Annotated in this window: 21 protein-coding genes; 4 read left to right on the top strand and 17 right to left on the bottom strand. The window is 41.3% G+C overall.

What is annotated here, in order from left to right; translation table 11 throughout:
- Positions 1 to 335: 335 nt before the first annotated feature.
- Positions 336 to 1,862, bottom strand: coding sequence for an SH3-like domain-containing protein (locus PT287_RS09445; RefSeq protein ID WP_277134487.1), 1,527 nt, complete (start codon positions 1,860 to 1,862; stop codon positions 336 to 338).
- A gap of 191 nt (positions 1,863 to 2,053) precedes the next feature.
- On the opposite strand from PT287_RS09445, the gene PT287_RS09440 reads away from it, so the two are divergent.
- From PT287_RS09440 to PT287_RS09430, 3 genes are all read left to right on the top strand, one after another.
- On the top strand, positions 2,054 to 3,490 hold the full coding sequence (locus tag PT287_RS09440; protein ID WP_277134485.1) for an amino acid permease: 1,437 nt from the start codon (positions 2,054 to 2,056) through the stop codon (positions 3,488 to 3,490).
- Between the two features lie 96 nt (positions 3,491 to 3,586).
- Complete coding sequence (locus PT287_RS09435) at positions 3,587 to 3,730, top strand: hypothetical protein (protein WP_277134483.1); 144 nt, start codon at positions 3,587 to 3,589, stop codon at positions 3,728 to 3,730.
- Positions 3,731 to 3,980: 250 nt separating this feature from the next.
- Complete coding sequence (locus PT287_RS09430; RefSeq protein ID WP_277134482.1) at positions 3,981 to 4,142, top strand: hypothetical protein; 162 nt, start codon at positions 3,981 to 3,983, stop codon at positions 4,140 to 4,142.
- Between the two features lie 218 nt (positions 4,143 to 4,360).
- On the opposite strand, the gene PT287_RS09425 is transcribed toward PT287_RS09430, so the two are convergent.
- Complete coding sequence (locus PT287_RS09425; protein ID WP_277134516.1) at positions 4,361 to 6,082, bottom strand: SH3-like domain-containing protein; 1,722 nt, start codon at positions 6,080 to 6,082, stop codon at positions 4,361 to 4,363.
- A 200-nt stretch (positions 6,083 to 6,282) separates the two neighbouring features.
- On the opposite strand from PT287_RS09425, the gene clpP reads away from it, so the two are divergent.
- A complete protein-coding gene (gene clpP, locus PT287_RS09420; RefSeq protein WP_277134481.1) occupies positions 6,283 to 6,867 on the top strand; it encodes an ATP-dependent Clp endopeptidase proteolytic subunit ClpP in 585 nt (194 codons plus the stop codon).
- A 45-nt stretch (positions 6,868 to 6,912) separates the two neighbouring features.
- On the opposite strand, the gene whiA is transcribed toward clpP, so the two are convergent.
- From whiA to raiA, 15 genes are all read right to left on the bottom strand, one after another.
- The gene (gene whiA, locus PT287_RS09415; protein ID WP_277134480.1) at positions 6,913 to 7,848 is read right to left on the bottom strand and encodes a DNA-binding protein WhiA; all 936 of its coding nucleotides are present in this window, start codon (positions 7,846 to 7,848) and stop codon (positions 6,913 to 6,915) included.
- The gene (gene yvcK, locus PT287_RS09410) at positions 7,848 to 8,885 is read right to left on the bottom strand and encodes a uridine diphosphate-N-acetylglucosamine-binding protein YvcK (RefSeq protein ID WP_277134479.1); all 1,038 of its coding nucleotides are present in this window, start codon (positions 8,883 to 8,885) and stop codon (positions 7,848 to 7,850) included. Before yvcK ends, whiA begins: the two co-directional genes overlap by 1 nt.
- Positions 8,886 to 8,894: 9 nt before the next feature.
- Complete coding sequence (rapZ, locus tag PT287_RS09405; RefSeq protein ID WP_277134478.1) at positions 8,895 to 9,773, bottom strand: RNase adapter RapZ; 879 nt, start codon at positions 9,771 to 9,773, stop codon at positions 8,895 to 8,897.
- 102 nt (positions 9,774 to 9,875) lie between these two features.
- Positions 9,876 to 10,418 (bottom strand): DUF308 domain-containing protein, encoded by a 543-nt coding sequence (locus PT287_RS09400; protein WP_277134477.1) that lies wholly within the window; start codon positions 10,416 to 10,418, stop codon positions 9,876 to 9,878.
- Between the two features lie 55 nt (positions 10,419 to 10,473).
- Positions 10,474 to 13,323 carry an excinuclease ABC subunit UvrA gene (gene uvrA, locus PT287_RS09395; protein WP_277134476.1) on the bottom strand — a complete coding sequence of 950 codons (2,850 nt, stop codon included), beginning with the start codon at positions 13,321 to 13,323 and terminating at the stop codon, positions 10,474 to 10,476.
- Positions 13,313 to 15,355 (bottom strand): excinuclease ABC subunit UvrB, encoded by a 2,043-nt coding sequence (gene uvrB, locus PT287_RS09390; protein WP_277134475.1) that lies wholly within the window; start codon positions 15,353 to 15,355, stop codon positions 13,313 to 13,315. The genes uvrA and uvrB overlap by 11 nt, the downstream gene beginning before the upstream one ends.
- A 96-nt stretch (positions 15,356 to 15,451) precedes the next feature.
- Positions 15,452 to 17,176, bottom strand: coding sequence for a phospho-sugar mutase (locus tag PT287_RS09385; RefSeq protein ID WP_277134474.1), 1,725 nt, complete (start codon positions 17,174 to 17,176; stop codon positions 15,452 to 15,454).
- 112 nt (positions 17,177 to 17,288) lie between these two features.
- Positions 17,289 to 18,215: a thioredoxin-disulfide reductase gene (trxB, locus tag PT287_RS09380; protein WP_277134473.1), complete on the bottom strand. Its 927-nt coding sequence runs from the start codon at positions 18,213 to 18,215 to the stop codon at positions 17,289 to 17,291.
- Positions 18,216 to 18,272: 57 nt separating this feature from the next.
- Positions 18,273 to 19,292, bottom strand: a complete 1,020-nt coding sequence (locus PT287_RS09375) for an NAD(P)H-dependent glycerol-3-phosphate dehydrogenase (RefSeq protein WP_277134472.1) — start codon at positions 19,290 to 19,292, stop codon at positions 18,273 to 18,275.
- 32 nt (positions 19,293 to 19,324) lie between these two features.
- Positions 19,325 to 20,161, bottom strand: coding sequence for a prolipoprotein diacylglyceryl transferase (lgt, locus tag PT287_RS09370; RefSeq protein WP_277134471.1), 837 nt, complete (start codon positions 20,159 to 20,161; stop codon positions 19,325 to 19,327).
- Positions 20,158 to 21,120: an HPr(Ser) kinase/phosphatase gene (gene hprK / locus PT287_RS09365; RefSeq protein WP_277134470.1), complete on the bottom strand. Its 963-nt coding sequence runs from the start codon at positions 21,118 to 21,120 to the stop codon at positions 20,158 to 20,160. Before hprK ends, lgt begins: the two co-directional genes overlap by 4 nt.
- Positions 21,121 to 21,137: 17 nt before the next feature.
- Positions 21,138 to 21,407: a hypothetical protein gene (locus PT287_RS09360; RefSeq protein ID WP_277134469.1), complete on the bottom strand. Its 270-nt coding sequence runs from the start codon at positions 21,405 to 21,407 to the stop codon at positions 21,138 to 21,140.
- Between the two features lie 8 nt (positions 21,408 to 21,415).
- Positions 21,416 to 22,532, bottom strand: a protein-coding gene (gene prfB, locus PT287_RS09355; protein ID WP_277134467.1) for a peptide chain release factor 2 whose coding sequence is annotated in 2 segments (ribosomal slippage) — positions 21,416 to 22,459 and positions 22,461 to 22,532 — 1,116 coding nt in all. Because the reading frame shifts where the segments join, the coding sequence is not laid out codon by codon here.
- Positions 22,533 to 22,600: 68 nt separating this feature from the next.
- Positions 22,601 to 25,000: a preprotein translocase subunit SecA gene (gene secA, locus PT287_RS09350; RefSeq protein ID WP_277134466.1), complete on the bottom strand. Its 2,400-nt coding sequence runs from the start codon at positions 24,998 to 25,000 to the stop codon at positions 22,601 to 22,603.
- 131 nt (positions 25,001 to 25,131) lie between these two features.
- Positions 25,132 to 25,680 carry a ribosome-associated translation inhibitor RaiA gene (gene raiA / locus PT287_RS09345; RefSeq protein WP_277134464.1) on the bottom strand — a complete coding sequence of 183 codons (549 nt, stop codon included), beginning with the start codon at positions 25,678 to 25,680 and terminating at the stop codon, positions 25,132 to 25,134.
- Positions 25,681 to 25,709: the final 29 nt, after the last annotated feature.

The following is a 25,709-nucleotide window of genomic DNA, read 5'->3' as shown; positions in this document are numbered from 1 at the left end:
ATATAAGAGAAATATAGACTTGTTAAACATTAAATCTGCTATTCCTCAATCGACACTTACAGTATAACAATGCTTTGAAAATAATTCAAGTGAAATATTAATTATTAAATTGACATAAAATACTAGAATTTAGACCGGCAGAATAACTTTTAAACGAATTTTCGCAAAAAATATTTTTATTTTTTCTTTCTTTCTGGTATACTTGTTGATGTGCTAATTGGGTCCTTAGTGTAATGGATCGCACGTAAGATTCCGGTTCTTAAAATCTGAGTTCGACTCTCAGGGGACCCATACTAAAAAGCAGCTTCGTAATGAAGCTGCTTTTTTTCATTTGCTTATTTTGCTTTTCCAGCCGTTAACTCGCCACGTTGCGCAAATTCAACGTAAAGCTTGCCTCCGGAAACTGATAAGCCTTCAATTTCCCGTTTAACATGCAAATGATTTTTGCCCTTATAAGTTCCATCTTTACCAACGCGGAACAGGTAATCATTAAAGCCGATATAAAATTGCTGATGACCACTATCATAGGTAAAACCTTGAACCGGTGAACCATTGCCAATAAAGTTGCTTTGCGTTGCACCAACTTCAACTGGTGTCCAAGTATCGCCACTTCTAGTTACCTTCCAGTATTCATAGCGGCCGTTACTTGCATTATGGAACAAGCAGTACATTGTGTTGTCGCCACTAAAAGTTGCGTTATGAATGTAACGCGCGGACGAACCATTCCAAATCTTGAATGACCAAATCTGATTGATCTTCATATCCGACTTGCGAATTTGCAAAATTTCTTCGGAAGCTTTTGAGTTACCCGCCTTATTGTTATTTGCCATTACATAAAGGTACTTGCTAGAAGACCCCAGTGATTGACCATGACCTAATTTAATGTAGGGACTAACCTTAATGTGAGCTGCGTACTTTTTAAAAGTTGACCAGCTTAATCCAGGCAAATTTTGCGCGCGATATTTATTAATATGCCCTAAATCATAAGACACTAAATGCCCCTTTAAATCGCTGCTATTATTGAAAACTGCAACTGTAAAGTTATTGCCGTTAACAGTAATTCCTTCAGGAATTACCCCTACTTGTCCCATCTTATCCGCTGCCTTATTGTAGTCCAAACTAACAAAACGCGGTTGGTAAAGCTTGGTCTTCAACGTCAAATTTCCGGCCTTAAAAGTATCCGATTTTGTTTCAAAGCCATAATGGTGCTTGGCATTCCAATTACGTGATGACGATTTAGAACTACCCTTCCAAGTCGACACTGCAGTTGGACCGCTTTGCGGCGTCTGGTCAGCGTGTGCAACTCCTTCATCCGAATCATCACGCACCGTTACATCAACGCTGGCCTTAGCACTGCCATATTGAAAATGAACGGTGGTTGTTCCTGGCTTATCCGTATCAATTTTAGCTGGTGAAGCCTTAACCTTGCTAGGATTGATTGCTGTTCCTTGGCTGTCTGCCGCTACGCTAATTGCATCTCGCGTTTCAAACTCATAATTGCTGTTTTCAACCAAGCTGACTTTTTTAGCAACCGCAATCTTGTTTCTAGCAAAAAAGTTCTGGTTAACCCAACCGACAGTGCGACCATCAACAATAATTTGCCAAAATTTACCCTTTTTAGTTGCTACTGATTTTTTCGCCTGCAAATTGGCATGTTTAAAATACTTGGTTGAGGTAAATGCACCAGCTGGTCCCTTTGTAGAAGCATGATGATAAACCGTATAGTTGCCACTCCCTGCAACTTTGGTTACCGCTTTTTTGTAGCTTTTAGCGGTTACTGAGCGATAATTACCACACGCAAATAAGCTAGTTGCAATAATTGCACCAGTTAGTAAACTTTTCCCAACTTGTCTCTTTTTCATAATTCTCCTACTCTCTAGTTAACAATATAAAGATAGTCTTGCACAATTATAAGTCTTCCGCAATAGTTACCTGCGTTATATAATTTTTAAGAAAAAGACATAATGTACTTGTTAACTTGTGAAAAATGAGAGCTTTTTAGGTTATCCTAGTGTACAATATTAATAATTATCTGAAAGGAGAATATTATTTCATGACTGAAACACATGATAATTCCAAGAAAATGTTGTGGACAACCTTAGCAACAATGGCCTTCTCCATCGTTTGGAGCTTTGGGAACGTTGTTAACGGCTTTGTCTACTTCGATGGCACCCACGTTATCTTTAGCTGGATTATGATCTTCCTGCTATTCTTTATTCCTTATGCCTTAATGGTTGGTGAACTCGGTTCCGTTTTCAAAGATTCCGAAGGTGGTGTGGCTTCCTGGGTTAACGCAACAATGGGACCAAAATGGGCCTATTACGCTGGCTGGACCTTTTGGGCTGTCCACATCGTTTATATTTCTAGTAAAGGCACGGGTGGCCTAAGAGGAATGGCTTGGGGCATCTTCGGCAATACCAATTGGTACGACAGTGTGCCAACAGCTTGGACGCAGCTTGCCACACTCGCCGTCTTTCTCTTTTTCTGCTGGGTTGCCAGCCGCGGCGTGCCCGTCATCAAGACCCTCTCAACAATCGCTGGTACTTCAATGTTTGTGATGTCGATTTTATTCATCATCATGATGTTTGCAGCACCTGTGATTAATCCACATGCCGGCTACTTCAACATTAGCTGGAACTGGAAGAATTTCATGCCAACATTTAACATGAAATATTTCACCTCGCTATCAATTCTAGTTTTCGCCGTAGGTGGTGCTGAGAAAATTTCACCATACGTTAACAACCTGAAGAACCCATCTAAGAACTTTCCAAAAGCGATGATTGGTCTGGCTGTAATGGTTATGGTTTCAGCGATTTTAGGTACCATTGCTATGGCGATGATGTTCGATCCTAAAATTGTCAGCAGCCATTTAAACGAATACATATCTAATGGTCCCTACATGGCCTTTAACAAACTGGGACAATACTATCATGTCGGTGGTTTGTTCATGTATATTTATGCTTGGTGCAATGTCATCGGGCAGTTTTCAACTTTAGTTATCAGTATCGATGCACCATTGAGAATGCTCTTAGGAAGTAAAGAAGCCAAAGACTTCATCCCTAACAAATTACTCAAATTAAATAAGCACGGTGCATATATCAACGGTATCTGGTTAATTATTATCTTATCTGGTGGCTTAATTGTCCTGCAAGCTTTGATGCCAAACGCTCAAGCTGTAATGGCTCAACTAGTTAAGCTAAATTCAATTGTCATGCCCGTTCGTTACCTGTGGGTCTTTGCTGCTTACGTGGCATTGCGTAAACAATATAAGAAATTTATTACTAACAATACTTACCAAATGACAACTCACCAAGGTCTAGCGTTTACAGCTGGTATCTGGTGCTTTGCCGTTACAGTTGCATGTTGTATCTTGGGGATGTACTCACCTGATCCATTTACATTGACATTAAATATTGCAACGCCAATTGTCCTCTTCCTTCTTGGTTTAATCTTACCGACAATCAAACGCCACCAAGATGCCAAAATGTAGCTTATAGTAAAATTATCTCGCCGCCCTTTTTTGGGCGGCTTTTTATTAGCAAAAAATGATACACTAAGGACAAACTAATGAGGCGGAGCAATTATTGTGGCAGCATCACTTAAAAATCACACATCCGCGATTGAAGACCAAATGCGGCATAAGGCAAAAAAACAAACTGGCTTTGTGACCTCGGCCAGTCATTTAGAAATTTTTGGTCTCTGTCCTGATTGTCAGAAAAAAAGTGAATAACAAAAAACTAAGTAATGTTTATTAATTACTTAGTTCCTGCAAAATTAATAGTATAACGCTGCTTTGCTAGAGAATGAGTCAGCTCATTATAAAATTATTTATCCAATTTTAATTTTATTCTGATATAATTAAACAAGCATGAGTAGAAGCTAGATCGCGGTGACTAATTTCTAACCTAAGGAAGTGGTGCTTATGGTGTAACAACTATAACTCTCAGAATCCGAAAGAAAGGATTAGTCGGGTATTCACCTTGGATATTGTTATTGCTTTTGGTTTATCACTCGCAATGATTATTTGGGCACTAGCTGAAATTATTAGTAGCTTAATCAAGTTAACTGATAAGGCCACCAAGTTAATCAAAGCACTTGATGAACTAAAGCTTGCTTTAAAGAATTTTAAAGTAAAAAAATAATCGCCTAGCTTGAGACCCTAGCGATTATTTAATTTATTAAAAACGTTAGTAAGTCACCGCTTTTATGCGGAAACTCATGTTAAGAAGTCTTGATACCAACAAGACTTCTTTTTATTTACGTCATTATTATAACATGCAGAAGCTAACTCAACAATTGTTATTTACTTAAGCTTACCTATTCACGGCAAAAAAACAAGAGCTTACAGCTCTTACTTTTTTTAGTTAATATTCATGCTAACCAACAATTCTGCACGCTGGGCCAAGTTGACATATAACTGATTATCGCTAACTGACATACCCTCAATCTCACGACCAGTGTCAAATTGGTAGGTCTGCTTAATTGCACCGTTGCGACTCATCTTAAAGATCAAATCGTTAAAGCCCAAATAGAACTTTTGGTTAACGGGATCATAAGCAAAGCCCTGAACTGGGGCACCGTTACTAACAAAATTACCATTGGTCTTACCAACAAGCGTTGGATACCAATTATCACCTTTGCGTTGCAATTCCCAGTACTCATAGCACTTGTTCTTGGCATCGTGATAAACGGTGTACATATCAGTATCTGACATTACAACACCATTTTGGAAATAACGCGGTTGTGAATCGTCACCAACCCAAGTCTTAAAAGTCCAAATCTTATTGATTTGCATATCACTCTTGCGGATTTGTACCAACTCAACCGAGTCAGTGCTTTCCTTTTGCGTATGATCATTGTTAATCACGTAAATATATTTATTGCTTGCGCCCATTGCTTGACCGTGGCCAATTGGAATGTATTGACTAACCTTGATATGCTTTACATAATTATTAAAATCAGTTTGCGACATATCAAGCAAATGCTGAGCATTGTATGGACTCTTTAGCTTGTTTAAATCATAGCCAACAACGTGTCCTGACATTAAGTTGGTGTGACTTAATAAGCTTGTGTAAGCCCAACCGTTAGAAACCGTCATCCCTTCCGGAATATGACCCACACGATTAATGTTATCATCTGATGGATCTTTAACACTTAATAACACGGGTTGATAAAACTTGGTCTTCAATGTTAAACCGTTGCTGCTTAAAGTATGAGATTCAGTTTCTGGGGTGTACTCAGTTGGACTAATGTAATTAACTGAAGAACCATAGTGCTTTTTCCAGCTCTTATAATCCTCAGTACCGGGTTGTCCAGTCACAGAAGCATAATCGTTTGGATTTACAATTCCTTCGCTAGTACTCTTTCTTACCGTTACCTTAACTGTAGCTTTAGCTGAGCCGTAACTGTACTTAACTTTGTAAGTTTTAGCCTTACTACAAGAAATGTCTTGCTTAGAAATTTTAACTTGACTGCTATCAATTACAGTTCCCATGCTGTTAGTGACATAAGAAATAGCGTCGGATGAGAAAAAGTCATAATTGTCATTCCGTACTAAAGAAATTGTCTTCGGTACTGCAATTTGGTTTTTGGCAAAATAATTTTCGTTAACATAACCAACTTCACGGCCATCAACATAAATTCGCCAATAACGAGCCTTCTTAGTTTCAATCAATTGGTCTGACTGAATGTGATTGTATTGGTAAATCTTACCATCAGCAACTTTAGTATGAACCTTACCGTTAGAAACCGTCTTCCAAACCTTATAATTCTTATTACCGGCAACCTTGGTCATCATCGAATAACCAGTAACCTTTTGCTTAGGCTTAGCTTTATGCTTTTTTGGTTTATCAGTATCTGCAACGTTTGATGTGTCATCAGGCTTAGTATTATCAGCTGGCTTGTCTGCATCCGGTGTATCAGTGCCAGTTGTATCCTTTGAGTCGTCAGGCTTGGTCACAGAATTCGAATTAGAATTTGTACTGGTGTCTGAAGCAGGTGCATCAGAATCAGTTGTAGCGGCCAGAACTGCTGCCGCGGGAGAGCTTGTAGCGACAGACGCTCCCAGCATCAAAGTCGTCATAATAGTTGCTATTTTATTAAAATGCTTCAAAATCTTTCCTCCAAAATTCAATATACTCTCTATATTGTAATATAAGAAGCCCGTTACAAAAAATACAAAATTGATACACTTTCATTGACAGTCACCCATGTAAGTGATTTAATTAGCACTGTACTTATTAGAGTGCTAATAATTAGAACTTAAATTTAGGAGGCAGAAACATGCTTGTACCTACAGTTATCGAACAAACAGCTCGCGGTGAACGTGCATACGACATTTATTCGCGGTTATTAAAAGACCGGATTATCATGCTGAGTGGCGAAATTAACGATGATATGGCAAATACGATTATTGCGCAACTACTTTTCCTTGATGCTCAAGACAACACCAAAGACATTTCACTTTACATTAACTCACCTGGTGGTGTAATCACTTCAGGCTTGGCAATTATGGATACCATGAACTTTATCAAGTCCGACGTTTCCACGATTGCTATCGGAATGGCCGCATCAATGGCTTCAATCTTACTTACTAGTGGTGCCAAGGGTAAACGGTTTGCATTGCCAAACTCAACAGTCTTAATCCACCAACCTTTAGGTGGTGCTCAGGGTCAGCAAACTGATATTCAAATTGCTGCTACTGAAATTTTAAAGAGTCGGGAAAAGATTAACAATATTATCCACGAAACTACCGGTCAGCCATTAGATAAAATCCAAAAAGACACTGAACGCGACAACTACATGAGCGCACAAGAAGCTAAGGATTACGGCTTGATTGACGAAATTATGGTCAACAAGAAAAAGTAATTAATCACTATCAAAAAAGAGTTCATTTCAAAATGAACTCTTTTTTTATTGTCTTAAAATTTCTGCTAACTCATGCAACTTTTTAAGTCGGTGATTAACACCGGATTTTGAAATCGGACCATCTGGCACCTGCTCTGCTAGTTCCTTTAACGATAACTCCGGATTAGTTAACCGCAATTGCGCTAGGTCGCGCAACTTTTCCGGTAATGTATCCAAGCCCTTCTTGCGTTCAATTAATTCAATATCTTCAACCTGCTTAGCAGCAGCTGTTGCCGTTTTTTTCAAATTAGCTGTATCACAATTGACCAGCCGATTAACAGAGTTGCGCATGTCGCGCATAATCCGTAAATCTTCAAACGCCAGCATTGCATTCAACGCACCCACAATATGAAGAAAATCACCAATTTTTTCTGCTTCTTTGAGATAAACAATAAATCCGCGCCGCCGTTTAGTTGTTTTCGCATTCAAGAAAAAATAATGATTCATTAATTCCAACAAATCATCATTATGGTCTTTATAAGCTGAATAAATTTCCAGATGATAACGGCTGGTCTCGGGATTGTTGACACTGCCACTTGCCAAGAATGCACCACGCAAATAAGACATTGCACCTTCTTTAGAAGTAATAATTCGCTTAGGAATTCGCGTCAGTAAGCCGGATTCCGCAGACAAGATTTCTAAATTGGTTAAAATTTCTCGGACATGATTTTGCAAACGAACAAGATACTGGTTATTCTTCTTCAATTTCATCTTCCGTGATACTATCAATAGCGGCTCAACGCGATAAGCGGTTTTAATCAAGGAAAAAATCCGTCGTGCAATCGCCGGATTTTCCGTGGTAATATCCAAACTAAATTGATGATCGTGAAAGTTTAACACGCCATTCATCCGCAAAAATGCCGCCAGCTCTGCTTTTGCATGTTCAGGATGAATTGGCAATGCCGTCAATTCCTTTTTAACATTACTCGCATAACTTGCCATTACTTATCGGTCCTCTTTCTACGGGACATTGCTTCATACGCCAAACTGATAATCTCACGCGCCACCTTTTTACCATCATGAAAGACCAGGCCACTGCGCTGATCAATGAAATCATCAGTAATCACGCGACTCCCCTGAGCTCGTAATCCCGCAAAGTCATTCTTAACAGGTTCCAAGTATGCATCATAATCCGCTGGATTAAACTTGCTCATGTCGATTTTGGCACCGTTAACCAGCGTTGTATCAACATAATTGCCGCCGAGATGGTTATTAATGACCGCAACGTGCTCACTATCAGAGAAATGGTCGGTCTCGCCCAGTTGCGTCATGATATTACAAATATAAATCACTTCCGCGCTGGTTTCGCGGACTGCTTGACCAAGATTAGGAATCATCAAGTTAGGCAAAATTGACGTAAATAAACTACCCGGTCCCAGTACAACCGCATCTGCCTGCATGACAGAGGCCAAAACCGGCAAAACCGCTTCTGGCTCATCATCTGAATTGGTGTCCGTTACCCAAACGCGTTTAATTCGCTTGTCTTTATCAGTGATTTCCTTTTCGCCAGCTTGCTTGGTACCATCAATAAATTCCGCATTTAAGGTTAGAGGTTCGTTTGATGCGGGAAAAACATGGCCATCAACGTGCATCATTTTGGATAAAGACTGCACGGCGTCAAAGATATTACCGTGCATTTCATTTAGCGCCGCAATAATTAGGTTGCCGATTGCGTGGCCGGAAAAGAACGAGTCTGACGAATCAAACCGGTATTGAAAAATATTTTTCTCCTCTTGCGGAATATCACTTAGAGCCACCAAGACATTGCGAATATCACCAGGTGGCACAACATTAATAAAGTTGCGAATCGAACCAGACGACCCCCCATCATCCGAAACAGTCACAATCGCTGTAATCTCAGCATTCTGGTCCTTTAATGCATTTAAAATTACGGGTAAGCCAGTCCCGCCGCCAATAACTACGACTTTAGGACGCCTACTTTTAATTACCCGGATAATTTTTCCTTCTCCATACGCCATTTAATTCACCTATTTTCTAGTGTAGCGGCTGATTTCACGATGCGTAATGTCAACTTGGTAACCGCCTTTAGTTAAATCACGGGCTAACTGCTGAGCAATTGCCACACTGCGGTGTTGACCACCCGTGCAGCCAATCGCAATCGTCAACTTTTCTTTGCCTTCTTTAATATAACCAGGCAAAGCAATTTTTAAGAGGTCAAGCAATTTCGCGTAAAAGGTCTGTGTTGTCTCCTTATCCATCACATAATCAAATACCCGCTTGTCTAAGCCAGTAAACGGCCGCAATTCTGGTATATAAAATGGATTCGGCAAAAACCGTACATCCATTACAATATCGGCATCGATTGGCATCCCATATTTAAAGCCAAAGGACATCACTTCAATCGAAAATGGCTGCCTTTGCCGATCGCTAAATTCTTTAAGCAGCTTTTGCTTTAGCTGCTTGGTCGTTAACTCGGAAGTATCAATAATATAGTTCGCGCGGTTGCGGATTCCAGTTAATATCTGCCGTTCTTCCTCAATCCCGTCAAGCAAGCGGCCACTGCTGGCAAGCGGCGGCAGCCTACGTGTTTCCTTATACCGCGCAACCAACGTATCGTTTGACGCATCCAAAAAGACAATTGTCGTCTGCACAGTTCCATTGTCTTCTAATGAATTGACCTCATCAAGCAAATCACGGTAAAAATTTTTCACCCGTAAATCAATCACAACCGCAACTTTTGTGAAGTCATCGGAATTAACAATCAAATCCCAAAAGCTCCCCAGAAGCGTTGGCGGCAAATTATCGACCACAAAATAGCCCATATCCTCTAAAGCATGCGCCGTCACCGTTTTACCGGCGCCACTCATGCCTGTGACAATTAACAATTGCTTTTTCTTGTCAGCCATTTTTGCCAGCCTCCTATTACCTAAATTATAGCATACCGGGTGTTTCATAACCCTTTTAAGCAATAAAAAAAGTCCTTAACGGACTCTTTTTAATCATTATAATTATCTGCGGGCAAAAGCCACGACAATTTCATTAACCCCAAAAATTAACAGCCAGAATGAAATCAGCCAAATCAAGGTTAATGCTGATAAAGCCGGATTAAACATTAGGCTGATCGCAATTAGCAAGCCAAAAATATTTAAAATCAAGCTAAACCAGAAATAAAATCGCGAGAGGTTACGCATATGCCACGAAACAATAATGCCGGAAATGGAATCAAACAAAAACCAAATCGCAAACAAGTATGCCAGCGTCAACCCAGCGGCGTCGTATGAATATAGGAACAAAATACCGACTAAGATATCTAGCACCCCAGAAACAATCGACATCCAACTTAAGGAAATATAATAGTGAAAATGACTATAAAACACAAGCCACACAAATCCTTGAACAATCGACAAAATGGCAAACAATAAAACAAAGGCATGCAATGCCTTACCCGGATGACGTAGCAGGAATAACCCCGCCACAATCATTAAAACACCTGCAAGAAATGCAGCCCAATCAAAGCCGCGATGTTCTCTGTAATTAGAAAAATTATCCATTTTCAGTCCTCCTTGTGCTTTATTGTACACTTCTGAGCAAATAATTAAATGCTATTTAACTTTTCTTTTTTACAGCTAATTTTGTTAGCTTTGTATCCCGCACCAACACTGGCTTGAGATATTGTCCAGTATAACTATTTTCCACTTCAGCAACTTGTTCAGGAGTACCTGTCGCAACGATGTTACCGCCGCCTTCGCCACCTTCAGGACCAAGATCAATTAGCCAGTCAGCATTTTTAATGACATCAAGGTTGTGCTCAATAATTAAAACGGTATTGCCCTCATCAACTAGCCGTTGTAAAACCTCAAGCAGCCGCTTAATATCATCCGTGTGCAGACCAGTTGTTGGCTCATCAAGAATGTAAAAGTTCTTACCTGTTGATAATTTTTGCAATTCAGCTGCAAGCTTCATCCGTTGAGCTTCCCCACCAGACAAGGTTGTTGCCGATTGCCCTAGCTTAACATAGCCTAACCCCACATCAACAATTGTCTGTAACTTGCGGGCAATCTTAGGAATATTCTTAAAGAAATCGCAGGCCTCACTAATAGTCATATCCAGCACTTGGGCAATATTCTTCTTCCGGTATGTAACTTCCAGAGTTTCCGAATTATAGCGACTGCCGTGACAAACTTCGCACGGTACGTAAACGTCCGGCAAAAAGTTCATCTCAATCTTGATAATTCCGTCGCCATGACAGGCCTCACACCGACCGCCCTTGACGTTAAACGAGAAGCGCGCCTTGGTGTAACCACGTAATTTAGCCTCATTAGTCTGGGCAAACAGCGTCCGAATATCATCAAAGACGCTGGTATAAGTGGCCGGGTTACTACGCGGTGTCCGACCAATCGGGCTTTGGTCAATATCAATGATTTTTTCAATATTCTTATAGCCGCTGATACTCTTGTACTTACCCGGCTTGGTCTGGTTGCGATTTAATTTTTGTGCCAGTGCCCGTTTTAAAATCATGTTAATTAACGTGGATTTACCAGAACCCGACACACCACTAACTACGATAAATTTACCCAAAGGAAAGTCAACCTTGATGTTTTTCAGGTTATTTTCGGCAGCGCCAGTGATGGTAATCTTGTTGCCATTGCCCTTGCGCCGTTTTAACGGAACAGGAACAAACTTTTTACCAGTTAAATACTGTCCGGTGAGCGATTGAGGATTTTTCTCAACCTCTTGCGGTGTCCCGGCAGCCATGACTTCGCCGCCATAGGTCCCGGCACCCGGCCCCATATCAATCAGATAGTCGGCCTGGCGCATTGTTTCATCATCATGCTCAACCACAATCAGAGAATTGCCTAAGTCGCGCATCCGTTTTAAGGCAGTAATTAGGCGATCATTATCACGTTGGTGCAACCCAATCGATGGCTCGTCGAGGACATACATCACCCCCGACAAGTTGGAGCCAATCTGCGTTGCCAAGCGGATTCGCTGTGCTTCCCCACCGGATAAAGTATTGGCTGACCGCGATAAAGTTAAGTAATCCAAGCCCACACTGTTTAAAAAGGTTAGGCGATCACGGACTTCTTTCAAAATTGGCTTGGCAATAATTGTTTCCTGTTCGTCAAACTTAACCCCATTAAAGAAATCCAGGGCCTTGTTGATTGCTAGTTCTGAAGCCTCGGCAATGTCCTTACCCATCACTTTAACAGCCAATGCCTTTTCATTAAGCCGTTTGCCGTGACAGGTTGAACAAGTAAGTTCGGTCATGTACTTGCCCATCACATCACGCATAAACTTCGACATTGGGTGTTTATAGCGTCTTTCCACATTTTCCATCGCGCCTTCAAACGGTGCCGTGGTATCGTTAACGCCAAAATCACCGGTAACGTGAAATTTAATTTCTTTCGTCGAGCCATGTAAAATTGTCTCTTGCTGCTGTTTAGTTAATTTGGAAAATGGCTTATCCAGCGGAATTTTTAGTTCATCGCAGGCTTGAGCCAGCATCTCACCGTAATACTTAGAATTTTTCCACGGTGCAATTGCCCCTTCAGCCAAAGTCTTACTTTTATCAGGAACCACCAAATCCTTATCAACTGACAGCTTGACCCCGAGGCCATCACAATCAGGACAAGCGCCAAATGGCGCGTTAAAGGAGAAGAGCCGCGGCTCCATTTCACCAACCGTAAAACCACACTTAGGACAAGCGTAATATTCCGAGAAGTTCAACATGGTGTCCCCAATGACATCAACATTCATATAGCCATCAGACAAACGCAGAGCCGCCTCAACAGAATCAAATAATCGCGAACGAATTCCTTCTTTAACGATTAACCGGTCAACCACAATGTCAATCGTGTGCCGCTTATTCTTAGCTAAATTAAAACCTTCGCCAATTTCATGCATTTCGCCATCAACAATAACCCGCACGTAGCCAGCACGCTGAACACGCTTGAAGACTTCCTTATGCTCGCCGCGTTTTGCCCGCACAACAGGTGCGAGCAATTGTATTTTACTTCGCTCAGGTAAGCTCAAAATGCGTTCAACCATCTGTTGCGCCGATTGCCGCTCAATCAGCGTCCCGTCATTAGGACAGATTGGGTGCCCAACACGCGCCCACAATAACCGCAGATAATCATTGATTTCCGTAACCGTCCCGACTGTCGAACGCGGGTTATGCGATGTCGTTTTTTGATCAATTGAAATCGCTGGGTTTAAACCATCAATAGAATCAACATCAGGCTTATCCATTTGTCCCAAAAATTGCCGCGCATAACTAGATAGTGATTGCACATAACGTCTGCGACCTTCGGCATAGAGCGTATCAAAGGCCAGTGAACTTTTGCCGGAACCCGACAGACCGGTGATAACCACCAGTTTATCTTTCGGAATTGTTAAATTAATATCCTTGAGGTTATGCTCACGCGCACCGCGGATAACGATTTTATCATTTGCCATTTAATGTTTTTCCCTTTTTCTTAATCGGTTTTCTCGTCGAATTTTCTAATTCCATAATTGCATCCCGCAAGGTTGCTGCCCCTTCAAAGTCCAGCTTCTTAGCGGCATCTTGCATTTGTTTACGCAAATCAGAAATCATTGTCTTCTTCTGCTTAGCAGTCAACTCATCAAAGTTAAGGTCCGCAAAGCTGTCGCTGTCAGGCACATCATCCGCCGTCTTGGTTGCTGAAATGGCATCCCGAATCGGCTTCACAATCGTTGTCGGTGTGATGCCGTGTTCTTCATTAAAAGCAATTTGCAACTTCCGCCGTCTTTGCGTTGCCTCAATCGCTTCGCGCATCGAATCAGTAATCGAATCGGCGTACATAATAACTTCACCATTCTGGTTACGCGAAGCTCGGCCCATCGTCTGGACTAACGGCCGATAAGCCCGCAAGAAGCCTTCCTTGTCCGCATCCAGAATTGCCACCAAAGAAACCTCCGGTACGTCAATTCCTTCCCGCAGCAAGTTGATCCCAATCAATACGTCATATTTCCCTAGTCGTAAGTCACGCAAAATCTGCATTCGCTCCAGTGTTTTAACATCCGAATGCAAGTACTGGACCTTAATTCCCAAGTCCTTGAGATAATCAGTCAAGTCCTCCGCCATCTTTTTAGTTAGTGTTGTCACAAAAACCCGCTCATGATGGTCAATACGCTTGTTAATTTCCGCTACCAAGTCATCAATTTGTCCCTCAATCGGTCGAACTTCAATCTTAGGGTCCAGCAAACCTGTGGGTCTGATAATCTGCTCTACCTTATGCGGCGTGCGCGCCAATTCGTAATCACCCGGTGTGGCTGAAACATATAAAATTTGGTTAACGTGCTTTTCAAATTCCTGTAATTTTAATGGCCGGTTATCAAGCGCTGATGGCAAACGAAAGCCATAGTCAATCAAGGTCTTTTTCCGATTGCGATCACCATTATACATTGCCCGGATTTCTGGCATTGTGGCGTGTGACTCGTCAATCAAAATTAAAAAGTCATCGGGAAAGAAGTCAAGCAGTGTATACGGTGGTTCGCCTTCCTTACGACCTTCCATGTGGCGAGAATAGTTTTCAATTCCGTTAGTATAACCAACCTCACTCATCATTTCCATGTCATAAGTCGTGCGCTGCTTAATCCGCTCGGCTTCCAGCAATTTGCCTTCGCCCTCGAATTCTTTTACCTGCAATTTCATTTCTTGTGAAATTAATTTAAGTGCGCGCCGCATCTGCTCATCATTAGTCATAAAGTGCGTCGCCGGAAACAATGAAATACTCTCACGCTCACCAATTACTTCACCGGTTAACGCGTCAACTTCCACAATCCGGTCAATTTCATCACCGAAAAATTCAATCCTGTATGCGTGGTTGGAATTACCAGCTGGAAAAACTTCCACACTATCACCACGTACGCGAAAACGCCCACGTTGAAAGTCAATATCATTGCGGTCATATTGAATATTTACCAAATCACGCAGCAGAGTATTGCGCTCATATTCTTCACCCTCATGCACGGTAATCACACTAGCGGCATACTCATGTGGATCACCCAAACCATAGATACAGGAAACCGAGGCCACGACAATCACATCGTTACGTTCCATCAGGTCACTAGTCGCCTGGTGACGCAGCTGGTCAATTTCGTCGTTAATTGCCGAGTCTTTTTCAATATAAGTGTCAGACTGCGGCACATAAGCTTCAGGCTGGTAATAATCATAGTAAGACACAAAGTAGTCAACGGCATTATGCGGGAAGAATTCCTTAAACTCACCGTACAACTGCCCGACTAAAGTTTTATTGTGAGAAATAACCAGAGTTGGCTTGTTTAAATTAGCAATAATATTCGCCATCGTGAAAGTCTTACCAGTACCAGTTGCCCCTTCAAGAATTTGTTCCTTATCACCCTTCTTAAAGCCCTGAGTTAGCTTCTGAATAGCCTGCTCTTGGTCACCAGCAGGCTGAAATTTAGATACAAGTTCAAATTTACGCTTTTCTTGTCGCTTAATCATAAAAAGACTCCTCGTAAAAAAGTTGGACAAAAAGCCCAACTTTTATTAATGTATTCCATTTTACTACAGCGAACATATTTTCGCACGCTATTTAGCTTATTTTAATAGCTCCGCCAAAGCCGCCTGATAATCTTCTGCGGCCCTTTCGGCAGCCGCAATATCTGGCTTGTTGACGCCAACATAAGCCTTAATTACCGGCTCCGTACCAGATGGTCTTAAAGCAAGCCAAGTTTCATCGGCCAAGAAGTATTTCAAGACATTTGACTTGGGCAAGTCCGTCATTGGCCTTGTCTGCCCATTAACCGTTTCTTCTTGCAGTAAAAAGTCCTGCATTTTGACAACCGACACACCATTAATTTGGGTCAAGTGGGCACTGCGTAATTTACTCATTAACACCACCATTTTCTTTTGGCCGCCGATGCCTGGCATTTCAATTGCCCGCGTAATCTCGTAAGAAGTACCGTACTTTTGCCAGATTTCCTTCAAACCATCTAAAACAGTCATCCCCCGCGAAGCATAGTATGAAGCAACTTCTGCGAACATTAATGCACCCTGCATGGCATCCTTATCACGAGCAAACGGCTTAAACAGGTAACCATAACTTTCCTCAAAGCCCATCAAGAACTTACCGTCATGCTCCTTGTTCATCCGATCAACTTCTTCACCGATAAATTTAAACCCAGTTAAAACTGATTTGGTTTTAATGCCGAAGCTTTGCGCAATCTTTAACGGCATTTGACTAGAAACAATTGAGGCAATCAATTCATAATCACTAGTCAATTGACCACTATCTTTCAAATTAGTTAACAAATAGTATGCCATCAAAGTTGCAATTTGGTTGCCTGTCAAAACTTGAAAATCGCCATTTTCGGTTCGAACACATGCCCCCATTCGGTCAGCATCTGGGTCAGTGGCAATAATTAAATCCGCATTTTTTTCATTAGCTAAAGCCACACCGGGATCAAAGACATCCCGATATTCCGGATTAGGCTTTTTGGTAGTTGGAAACTCTGGGTCAATAATTGACTGACTAGGCACAGGGATAATATTGGTAAAGCCACCTTGCCGAAACGCGCGGTCATAAACCATCTTTCCTGTACCGTGCAGCGGCGAATAAATAATCGTTAACTTATCAGCATTTTCTTTAATCATTTGTGAGTTAACATTGACCGTTTTTAATTCTGCCAAATATGCTTCATCGAGGTCTTCGCCGATTAATTGCAATAGCCCCTGTGCCCGCAATTGCGTTACAGGTGACGCCTTAATAGTAAACATGTTTTGGACTTGTTGTGCATGAGCAAACACGCGCGCAGCATTTTCTGGTCCCATCTGAGCACCGTCAGCACCGTAAACCTTGTAGCCGTTATATTGTTTGGCGTTGTGAGAAGCTGTGATGTTAATTCCAGCAAAAGTATACAAGTATCGCACTGCAAAAGAAAGTTCTGGCGTTGGCCGCAAGTCATCAAACAAATAAACGTGAATACCATGTGCCCCTAGCACGCGCGCAGCAATCTCTGCAAATTCTTGTGAATGATAACGCGAGTCAAATGAAATAACGACACCACGTTTTTGCGCATCAGCACCATTTTCATCAATTAATCGAGCTAAGCCTTCAGTAACCCGCTCAATCGTGAATAGATTTATCCGGTTTGTACCCGGCTCCAATCTACCGCGCATCCCTGCGGTTCCAAAATTGATTTCTTGGCCAAATGCATCTTCAACCCACTTGGGATCCTGACCCAAGGTTACCAGTTGCTCCTTTAAATAATCCGGCATATTTTGGACTTGTTGCCAATTTTCAAAAATTTCTTTTGCATTCATTACTGTCATGCACCTCAATTTTTATACAATAAATTCGTTTTCATCTAGTCTATTTTAGCATTTATCGTTAGCAGTAAATAAAAAGAATTCATCTTTCGATGAATTCTTAAGATTAATCATTTAAATTTTGTAAATAGTTGTAGGCTTCTTGTCCAGCAACACTACCTTCACCAACTGCATTAGCAATCTGGCGCAAGTCTTTAGCACGAACATCTCCCAAAGCAAACACACCAGGTACCTTAGTCTGCATGTGTTCGTCAGTTGGAATCCAGCCTTTATCGTCCAAAACGCCTAAATCCTTAAATGGTGTAGTTTGCGGCAGCATCCCCACATAAATGAACACACCACGAGTGGCTAACTGCTTTTCTTCACCAGTTTCCTTGTCTTTATAGGTAACGCCAGTAACCTTCTGACCATCGCCATCAATTGACTCAGTATTAGCATTCCAAATGAAGTGCATCTTGTCGTTAGCAAAAGCACGTTTTTGTAAAGTAGCTTGTGCGCGCAATTGATCGCGGCGGTGAATAACTGTAACGGATTTTGCAGATTGAGCAAGATAGATACCTTCCTCGATGGCGGAGTCGCCCCCACCAATGACCGCAATATCTTCATCCCTAAAGAATGCGGCATCACAAACGGCACAATAAGAAACACCTTTACCGGAATATTCTTCTTCACCCGGGACACCTAGGTGACGGTGATCAGCACCAGTTGCAATAATTAAAGCTTGCGTAGTGTATTCACCAGCATCGGTTTTAACAATTTTGGTATTACCATCAAGTTCAACTGACTGTACATCACCATATTCAAATTCGGTACCAAAACGCATGATTGAATTGTACATCTTTTCGCCTAATTCAGGACCCTTAACGTCACTGAAACCAGGATAATTATCAATTGCGTCAGTGTTGTTCATTTGACCGCCATAAAGTCCACGATCAAGCATTAACACTGACAAATTAGCACGCGAAGCATAAAGTGCGGCGGTCATTCCGCCGGGACCAGCACCAATAATAATTACATCATAACTCTTTGCCATGTTTTCACCTCAAATAGTTTCTTATTTTTAGTAAGTAAATTATACATCAGCAACCGCTTAGAGTCTAATTTCCTGTTTTGGACTACGACCCATCATCTTGACGATTTCATCATCCACATTAGTGTTTTCATATAAAACACGGTAAATGGCCTCACTAATCGGCATGTCAATTTGCTTTTCTGCACATAATTCGTGGACAGCCTTAACGGTTGTTGCACCTTCAACTACTTGGCCCATATTTTCAAGAATGTAATCCAAACTCTTACCTTCACCAATCTGCTTACCACAGCGCCAATTACGAGAATTGACAGAAGTACAAGTAACAATCAAATCACCAATACCAGCTAAGCCACTAAAAGTTAAAGGTTTAGCACCAAAGTAATTAACCCCCAGGCGCGTAATTTCAGCTAGTCCTCTTGTCATTAAAGCCGCTTTGGCATCATCGCCATAATGCTTACCAACTAAAATTCCCGCAGCAATGGCGATAACGTTTTTAACGGCACCAGCGACTTCAACACCGATTAAATCATCATTGGTGTAAAAGCGCACGTAGTCATTGGACATCATTTCTTGAACTTTTTTAGCATTTTCCATACTAGTTGAAGCACAAGAAATGGCTGTTAAATCCTTCTGGGCAACGCTTTCGGCATGACTAGGACCAGAAATGGCAACAATCTTATCAGTATCGTCTGGATAAACTTCTTCAGTCAGAATCTCAGAAATTAATTTTTTCGTTCCTGGTTCGATTCCCTTAGTTGCAGTAACTAATAATGGCTTAGTGCCAGTTGCTACTAAAACTTGGTGCACGTTTTTGGCAACACTGCGAATCGCGCTGGTTGGTAAAACAAACAAAACAACTTCAGCTCCAGCTAAAGCTTTTTCAAGATTACCAGTTGCTGTGGCCGTTTCGTTAACGTGCCAGTTTTTCATATAATGCAAATTAGTATGTTGCTCATTGATTTCTCTATTAACTTGCTCGTTATTACCAAACAAGACAACTTCGTTTCCCTTATCAGCAAGCATTGAGCCCAAAACGGTTCCCCATGAACCTGCTCCCAAAACTGCAATTTTTGTCATTTTTATTCCTAACTTTCTTTAATCAATACTTTTTAATCTCTTGTATACGGATACTTAAGGCCACTACCATCAAGGTACCACTTTGGTTTTACTTTTACTCGGCGGTAAATAAATAGTGCAATCACAACTAAAAATAGCACTAAACTTAATAATTGCGAAACGCGAATATTGCCAACTAAATATAGGCTGTCAGTTCTAAGTCCCTCAACAAAAAAGCGGACAATTGCGTACCACCCAAGATAAAACATAAAAACTTCCCCCTGCTTAAACAGGTGTGTGCGGTGACGCAAGCTTAGAAGTATTACCAAACCAACTAAGTTGAAAAATGATTCATATAAAAAAGTTGGCTGGTAATAAACGCCGTTAATTCTCATCTGCGCAATAATAAATTGCGGCAAATGAAGACTCTGTAAAAAGTGCAGGGTTGTCGGGCCGCCGTGCGCCTCTTGGTTCATAAAATTGCCCCAACGACCCAAAATTTGCGCGGCAAGTACGCCCGGTGCAATCACATCAAGCATTAAAAATGGTGGTAAATCTCTCTTACGACAAAAAATTAACAGGACAATTGCCCCAGCAATTAAACCGCCATAAATAGCAATGCCGCCATTCCAAATCGCAATAATCTGATCTGGGTGCTGCGAGTAATAACCCCATTCAAAAACCACATAATAAATGCGGGCACCAACATAACCAAGCGGCGCACCCCACAGCAGCAGGTCAATAAAGTCATCGCTGGCAATTTGCCGACGCCTACCTTCAATAATTGCCATTGACGCTGCAATCACGATTGCAACAGCCATAATAACGCCGTACCACTTAATACTAATCCCGCCCAATTCAAGAGCAACTGGATTAATCGCTAATGTCATTTACTTTTATCTCCTGACGTATTCTTTTGGGAATTTTCGGCAATTAAGGCGGTTAAATTATTATCAAAAGTTCGCGTTGCATCATAGCCCCACCTTTTAGCTCGGAAATTCATGGTGGCAATTTCAATAATGTCTTCCATATTCCGACCAACTTTGACAGGAATGGTGATTTGCGGAATTTCCACGTTACAAATATCGCGCGTACTTTCTTCAAAGCCAAGGCGATCATAACTAGCATTGTTATCCCAATTGACCAGTTTAATTACTAATTTGATGCTGGACCGGCGCTTTACCGCACCAACACCAAACAAGTCCATCACGTCAATAATCCCAATCCCGCGAATTTCCATCAAATGTTTCAAAATTTTTGGCGCTTCGCCCATAACAGTTTCAACGTCTTTTTGATAAACGTCAACTCGGTCATCAGCAATCAGCCGGTGCCCGCGATGAATTAATCCTAACGCGGTTTCCGACTTACCAACGCCGGAATCACCAGTCAGTAAAACGCCTAGGCCCTTGACTTCAACCAAAACTCCATGAATTGTATCACGTACTGCGAGCCGTTCACGCAAGTATTCCGTTAAAATGCTTGAAACATAGGTGGTCGACTCTGGCGAAGTCAAAATCGGAATCTGGGCTTTATCCGCAGCTTCTACAAGTTCAGGCGGAACCCGCAGCGAACGCGAAATAAAGAAGCATGGTGTTTGCGGTGTACACATTTTATTAAAAACATGCACCAGACTCTCATGATCCAGCCTGGCAGCATAAGAAATTTCCGTTCGGCCGAGCAGCTGAATGCGTTGCTTAGGATAAAAGTCAAAGTACCCCGTCAACTCTAATCCCGGCCGGTAAATATCCGACACCACAATCTCTGTCTTTGCGACATACTGCTTACCGTGAGCGACATGAATAATCTTGTTATCGCGAATTAACTTCTCTAATTTAACAGCATTTACCATTTTAACTGCCTCTTTGGTTACTTATCAACATCCTTGGTCTTAACATCACGTGCTTTTTTCCGTTTAGGCTTGACACTACTATTTTGCCAATTGGTCCAATTACCACTACTGCTACTTGGTGTGTGTTCATAATCATCATTCTTAGTAAAGTGGTTAATCAACCAAATAATCACCGCAATAACAATAATTGCTGGCAGCAACATAAATAAAATATGGAAGAACGCAAATAGCATAATCAAAATGATTGCCGCACCTAACACTAAGCCTACTATTCCCCAAAAACTCATTTTTTCACCTATTCTGGATTATCTTGACTAAGCAGCCATTGCAAATATGCATACACAACCGGCTGCAACTTTCCATCCATTACACCACTTGTGTCAGCCGTTTCATAGCCAGTGCGCAAATCCTTAACTAAATTATAAGGATGAAAAACGTAGGACCGAATTTGCGAGCCCCAGCCAATTTCTTTCTGGTCGCCCTTGAGTTCTTGCTTGTGCTGACGCTTCTTTTCTTCTTCCAAATGAAACAGCTTAGCCCGTAATTCATTCATTGCTGTTTCACGGTTTTGCAGCTGCGAACGTTGGGCCTGCGAAGTCGTCACAAAGCCTGTTGGCAAATGAGTAATTCGAACAGCACTGGACGTCTTATTGATGTGCTGTCCACCTGCTCCACTTGAACGGTAAACATCGATGCGCAAATCTTTAGGATTAATGTCGATTTTTATGCTGTCGTCAATTTCAGGAATAATTTCCACCGAAGCAAACGAGGTGTGGCGGCGTTTAGCAGAGTCAAATGGTGAGATCCGCACCAACCGGTGAACACCATTTTCAGACTTTAATAGCCCATACGCATTCTTTCCAGCAACGCGAACGCTAACACTCTTAACGCCGGCTTCTTCACCGGGTTCATAATTATTGATTTCAAATTTAAAATCGCGTGCATCAGCATATCGCTGATACATCCGCAATAGCATCGAAGCCCAGTCCATCGCTTCCGTGCCGCCTGCACCGGGATGAATTTCTAACAAGGCATTGTGATTATCATATTTCCCCGATAAAAGCAGGTCCATTTCATAATCATGAAATTCATCCTGCAATTTGGTTAAGTCAGTTTCAACTTCTTCTTGCAAGTCATGATCTGGCTCAAGACGCAATAATTCCAATGCAGTTACTTCATTTTGATAATTTTCCTGCAAATGAATAAACGAGTCGCGCTTTTCTTTGAGTAAATTATTGTCAGTAATTAGCCGCTGGGCCTTTTCTTGATTATCCCAAAAATTCGGCTCTTGCATCTTGCCTTCATTTACGGCAATGCTCTCATCAATTGATTCAAGGTCAAAGAGACCCCCTAAAGTGATCTAGTCGCTTTTTTAATTCGTCTAGCGCACTTTGAATTTCACTAATTTCCATTGTCTAGTCCCTTTCTTTTATTATCAGCAAAAAAGAGAAAGCACCCTTGCTTTCCCTCAAATCTTATATTAACGGCTAAGATTTTGTCTGATTTCAGCTTTCATAAATAACCGAGTTACATCAAACTCGATATTTGAAATCATTTCTTCAAACATGTTGTAACCTGAATCCTGGTATTCAACCAAAGGGTTAAGTTGACCGTAACCACGCAGACTGATTGATTGACGCAATTGATCCATTGCATCAATATGGTCGGTCCAGCGATCATCAACAACGCGCAAAATAACAACCTTTTCAAATTCAAGCATCTCAGACGGATCAGCCAAAGCACGTTCTTTTTCTTCAAAGTTAGCTTCAACAATATCGTACAGTTTCTGCTTCAATTCTGGCACCGTAATTGTCTTAAAGTCAAAACTATCGGCAGTTTCTTCATTTGTAATGCTGGAAACGATAAAGTCCCGTAAAGAATCCAAACGCCACTTCTTGCGGTCACCTTGCGTGAACATATCAACTTGGCTATTAATTGTGCGTTTAATCATTGGCACCAAAACATCCTTCAGGGAGTCTTCTTCGCCAATGACTTGCATCCGTTCACTGTAAATAATTTCACGTTGAATCCGCATAACATCATCATATTGCAAGGTTTGCTTACGCGTATCATAGTTGTTACCTTCAACCCGCTTTTGCGCAGATTCAACTTGCCGAGTAATCAACCGACTTTCAATTACCTTGTCATCGTCATTATCTGACAAGCGGTCCAAAAAGTCCTTAACTCGATCACCACCAAAGCGCTTCATCAAGTCATCTTCAAGTGATAAGTAAAATCTGGTTTCACCAGGGTCACCCTGACGACCAGAACGACCACGAAGCTGATTATCAATTCTACGTGATTCATGCCGCTCAGTTCCGATAACAGCTAAGCCGCCTAGCTCTGTAACACCAGGCCCCAACTTAATATCAGTACCACGACCGGCCATGTTCGTCGCAATTGTTACGGCACCGCGTTGACCAGCATTCATGATAATTTGAGCTTCTTTAGCGTGGTTTTTCGCATTCAAAACTGCGTGCGGAATGCCAGCACGATCAAGTAATTTACTTAACCGTTCTGAACTTTCAACAGCTACCGTACCAACTAAGACAGGTTGACCCTTTTCATGACGATCCTTAATATCAGCAACAACCGCATTAAATTTTGATTCCAAAGTTGGATATAAAATATCTGAATTATCAACTCTAGCAATTGGCCGGTTAGTCGGAATCGTGATTACCTGCATGTTGTAGATTTCACGGAATTCCTCTTCTTCTGTCTTAGCGGTACCAGTCATCCCAGCAAGCTTTTTGTACATTCTGAAGAAGTTCTGGTAAGTGATGGTTGCCTGCGTCTTGGATTCTTCTTGAATTTTAACGCCTTCCTTAGCTTCAATCGCTTGGTGTAAGCCGTCAGAATACCGCCGACCTTGCATTACCCGTCCGGTAAATGAATCGACAATCAAGACTTCGCCATCTTGGACAACATAGTCAATATCCTTGAGCATAATATAGTTAGCTCTCAGCGCTTGATCCAAGTGGTGAACCAATTTTTGGTTTTCGACATCATATAAATTCTTTAAGCCAAAATGTTCACAGGCCTTTTCAATTCCTGTCCGCGTGAATGAAATCGTTTTGGTCGGCCAATCAATCTTGTAATCGCCGTAATCCTTGTCATCATCAGCATCGTCATCACTTTTATCTTCTTGAAGTGTCTTAACAAATCTGTCAGCACGAATATAATCGCCATTAGCCTGTTCAGCTTCACCAGAAATAATCAGTGGCGTTCTGGCTTCATCAATCAAAATTGAGTCAACCTCATCAATGATTGCATAATTAAGCGGTCTTTGAACCATCTGCTCCTTGTAAACAACCATGTTGTCACGCAAGTAATCAAAGCCCAGTTCCGAGTTAGTCGAATAAGTAACATCGCAACTATATGCAGCTCGTTTTTCATCTGGTGCCATTGAGTTCAAATTCAAGCCCACTGTCAGACCTAACCACTTATATAGTTGACCCATTTCTTCCTCATCACGGCTTGACAAGTATTCATTAACCGTAACCACGTGAACACCTTTACCAGTTAGCGCATTCAAATAAACCGGCATAGTGGCTGTTAAAGTTTTACCTTCACCAGTCATCATTTCGGCAATATTTCCAAAGTGCAGGGCAATTCCACCCAAAATTTGAACGTGGAATGGATATAACCCCAAGACTCTCTTGGCACCTTCTCTGGCAACCGCAAAAGCTTCAGGCAAAATTGCGTCTAGGTTCTCGCCCTTCTTCAATCGTTCCTGAAATTCTGGCGTTTTAGCTTTCAGTTGCTCATCAGAAAGTTTACTGTATTCGTCAGCATGACTTTCAACCTTACTTGCTATATTTTCGAACTTTTTAAGTTCTCGTTTATCGTTGTTATAGAGTTTCTTTAAAATGTTTACCATTAAATCGATCCTTAAATTGTACTTAAGTATAAAAACACAAGATAATTTTACCATGATTAACGCAAAATGAAAAATAAACAAAACAAAGACCTCACATTAAATGTGGGGCCCTAGCTAATAAATCGTTATTTTTATTTAGTTTCAATTAAACCGTAACGACCATCATTTCTGCGATAAACAACACTTGTACCGTTAGTTTCTGCATCCTGAAAGACAAAGAAATCATGTTCCAACATATTCATTTGTAAAATTGCTTCTTCAGGACTCATTGGTTTCAAACCAATTTGCTTATTGCGGACAATATCAAATTCGCTGATTGGCTTCTCTTTCTTTTCTTCTTCTGGAGTTTCTACAAAGAAATCGTTAATTCCTTTTTCACGACTCTTACGATTTACCCGTGTCTTATATTTTCTAATTTGCCGTTCCAATTTTTCGGAAACAAAGTCAATGCTGCGATACATATCATCTGTTGTATCTTCAGCTCTCAATACTAAGTATGGTAGTGGAATAGTAACTTCAACTTTAGCTGTATGGTCGCGGTAAACTTTCAAATTAACGTGAGCAATCATATCTTGATTTAATTCAAAATATTTTTCTAGCTTCTTTAGCCGCTTCTCCACGTAACTCCTTAGCGCATCAGTTACCTCAATATTTTCACCACGAACATTATACTTTAACATAATGAGATTCTCCTTTCGAGCTGCTTAAC

Source organism: Lactobacillus sp. ESL0679 (assembly GCF_029433515.1).
Taxonomy (GTDB): domain Bacteria; phylum Bacillota; class Bacilli; order Lactobacillales; family Lactobacillaceae; genus Lactobacillus.
This window is presented reverse-complemented; position numbering and strand designations above follow the sequence as displayed.

What these genes read in the sequence shown, in the direction of transcription:
- PT287_RS09445 (WP_277134487.1), bottom strand. Translation starts at nt 1,862, where the DNA reads ATGAAAAAGAGACAAGTTGGGAAAAGTTTACTAACTGGTGCAATTATT.
- PT287_RS09440 (WP_277134485.1), top strand. Translation starts at nt 2,054, where the DNA reads ATGACTGAAACACATGATAATTCCAAGAAAATGTTGTGGACAACCTTA.
- PT287_RS09425 (WP_277134516.1), bottom strand. Translation starts at nt 6,082, where the DNA reads ATGACGACTTTGATGCTGGGAGCGTCTGTCGCTACAAGCTCTCCCGCG.
- clpP (WP_277134481.1), top strand. Translation starts at nt 6,283, where the DNA reads ATGCTTGTACCTACAGTTATCGAACAAACAGCTCGCGGTGAACGTGCA.
- whiA (WP_277134480.1), bottom strand. Translation starts at nt 7,848, where the DNA reads ATGGCAAGTTATGCGAGTAATGTTAAAAAGGAATTGACGGCATTGCCA.
- yvcK (WP_277134479.1), bottom strand. Translation starts at nt 8,885, where the DNA reads ATGGCGTATGGAGAAGGAAAAATTATCCGGGTAATTAAAAGTAGGCGT.
- rapZ (WP_277134478.1), bottom strand. Translation starts at nt 9,773, where the DNA reads ATGGCTGACAAGAAAAAGCAATTGTTAATTGTCACAGGCATGAGTGGC.
- PT287_RS09400 (WP_277134477.1), bottom strand. Translation starts at nt 10,418, where the DNA reads ATGGATAATTTTTCTAATTACAGAGAACATCGCGGCTTTGATTGGGCT.
- uvrA (WP_277134476.1), bottom strand. Translation starts at nt 13,323, where the DNA reads ATGGCAAATGATAAAATCGTTATCCGCGGTGCGCGTGAGCATAACCTC.
- uvrB (WP_277134475.1), bottom strand. Translation starts at nt 15,355, where the DNA reads ATGATTAAGCGACAAGAAAAGCGTAAATTTGAACTTGTATCTAAATTT.
- PT287_RS09385 (WP_277134474.1), bottom strand. Translation starts at nt 17,176, where the DNA reads ATGAATGCAAAAGAAATTTTTGAAAATTGGCAACAAGTCCAAAATATG.
- trxB (WP_277134473.1), bottom strand. Translation starts at nt 18,215, where the DNA reads ATGGCAAAGAGTTATGATGTAATTATTATTGGTGCTGGTCCCGGCGGA.
- PT287_RS09375 (WP_277134472.1), bottom strand. Translation starts at nt 19,292, where the DNA reads ATGACAAAAATTGCAGTTTTGGGAGCAGGTTCATGGGGAACCGTTTTG.
- lgt (WP_277134471.1), bottom strand. Translation starts at nt 20,161, where the DNA reads ATGACATTAGCGATTAATCCAGTTGCTCTTGAATTGGGCGGGATTAGT.
- hprK (WP_277134470.1), bottom strand. Translation starts at nt 21,120, where the DNA reads ATGGTAAATGCTGTTAAATTAGAGAAGTTAATTCGCGATAACAAGATT.
- PT287_RS09360 (WP_277134469.1), bottom strand. Translation starts at nt 21,407, where the DNA reads ATGAGTTTTTGGGGAATAGTAGGCTTAGTGTTAGGTGCGGCAATCATT.
- secA (WP_277134466.1), bottom strand. Translation starts at nt 25,000, where the DNA reads ATGGTAAACATTTTAAAGAAACTCTATAACAACGATAAACGAGAACTT.
- raiA (WP_277134464.1), bottom strand. Translation starts at nt 25,680, where the DNA reads ATGTTAAAGTATAATGTTCGTGGTGAAAATATTGAGGTAACTGATGCG.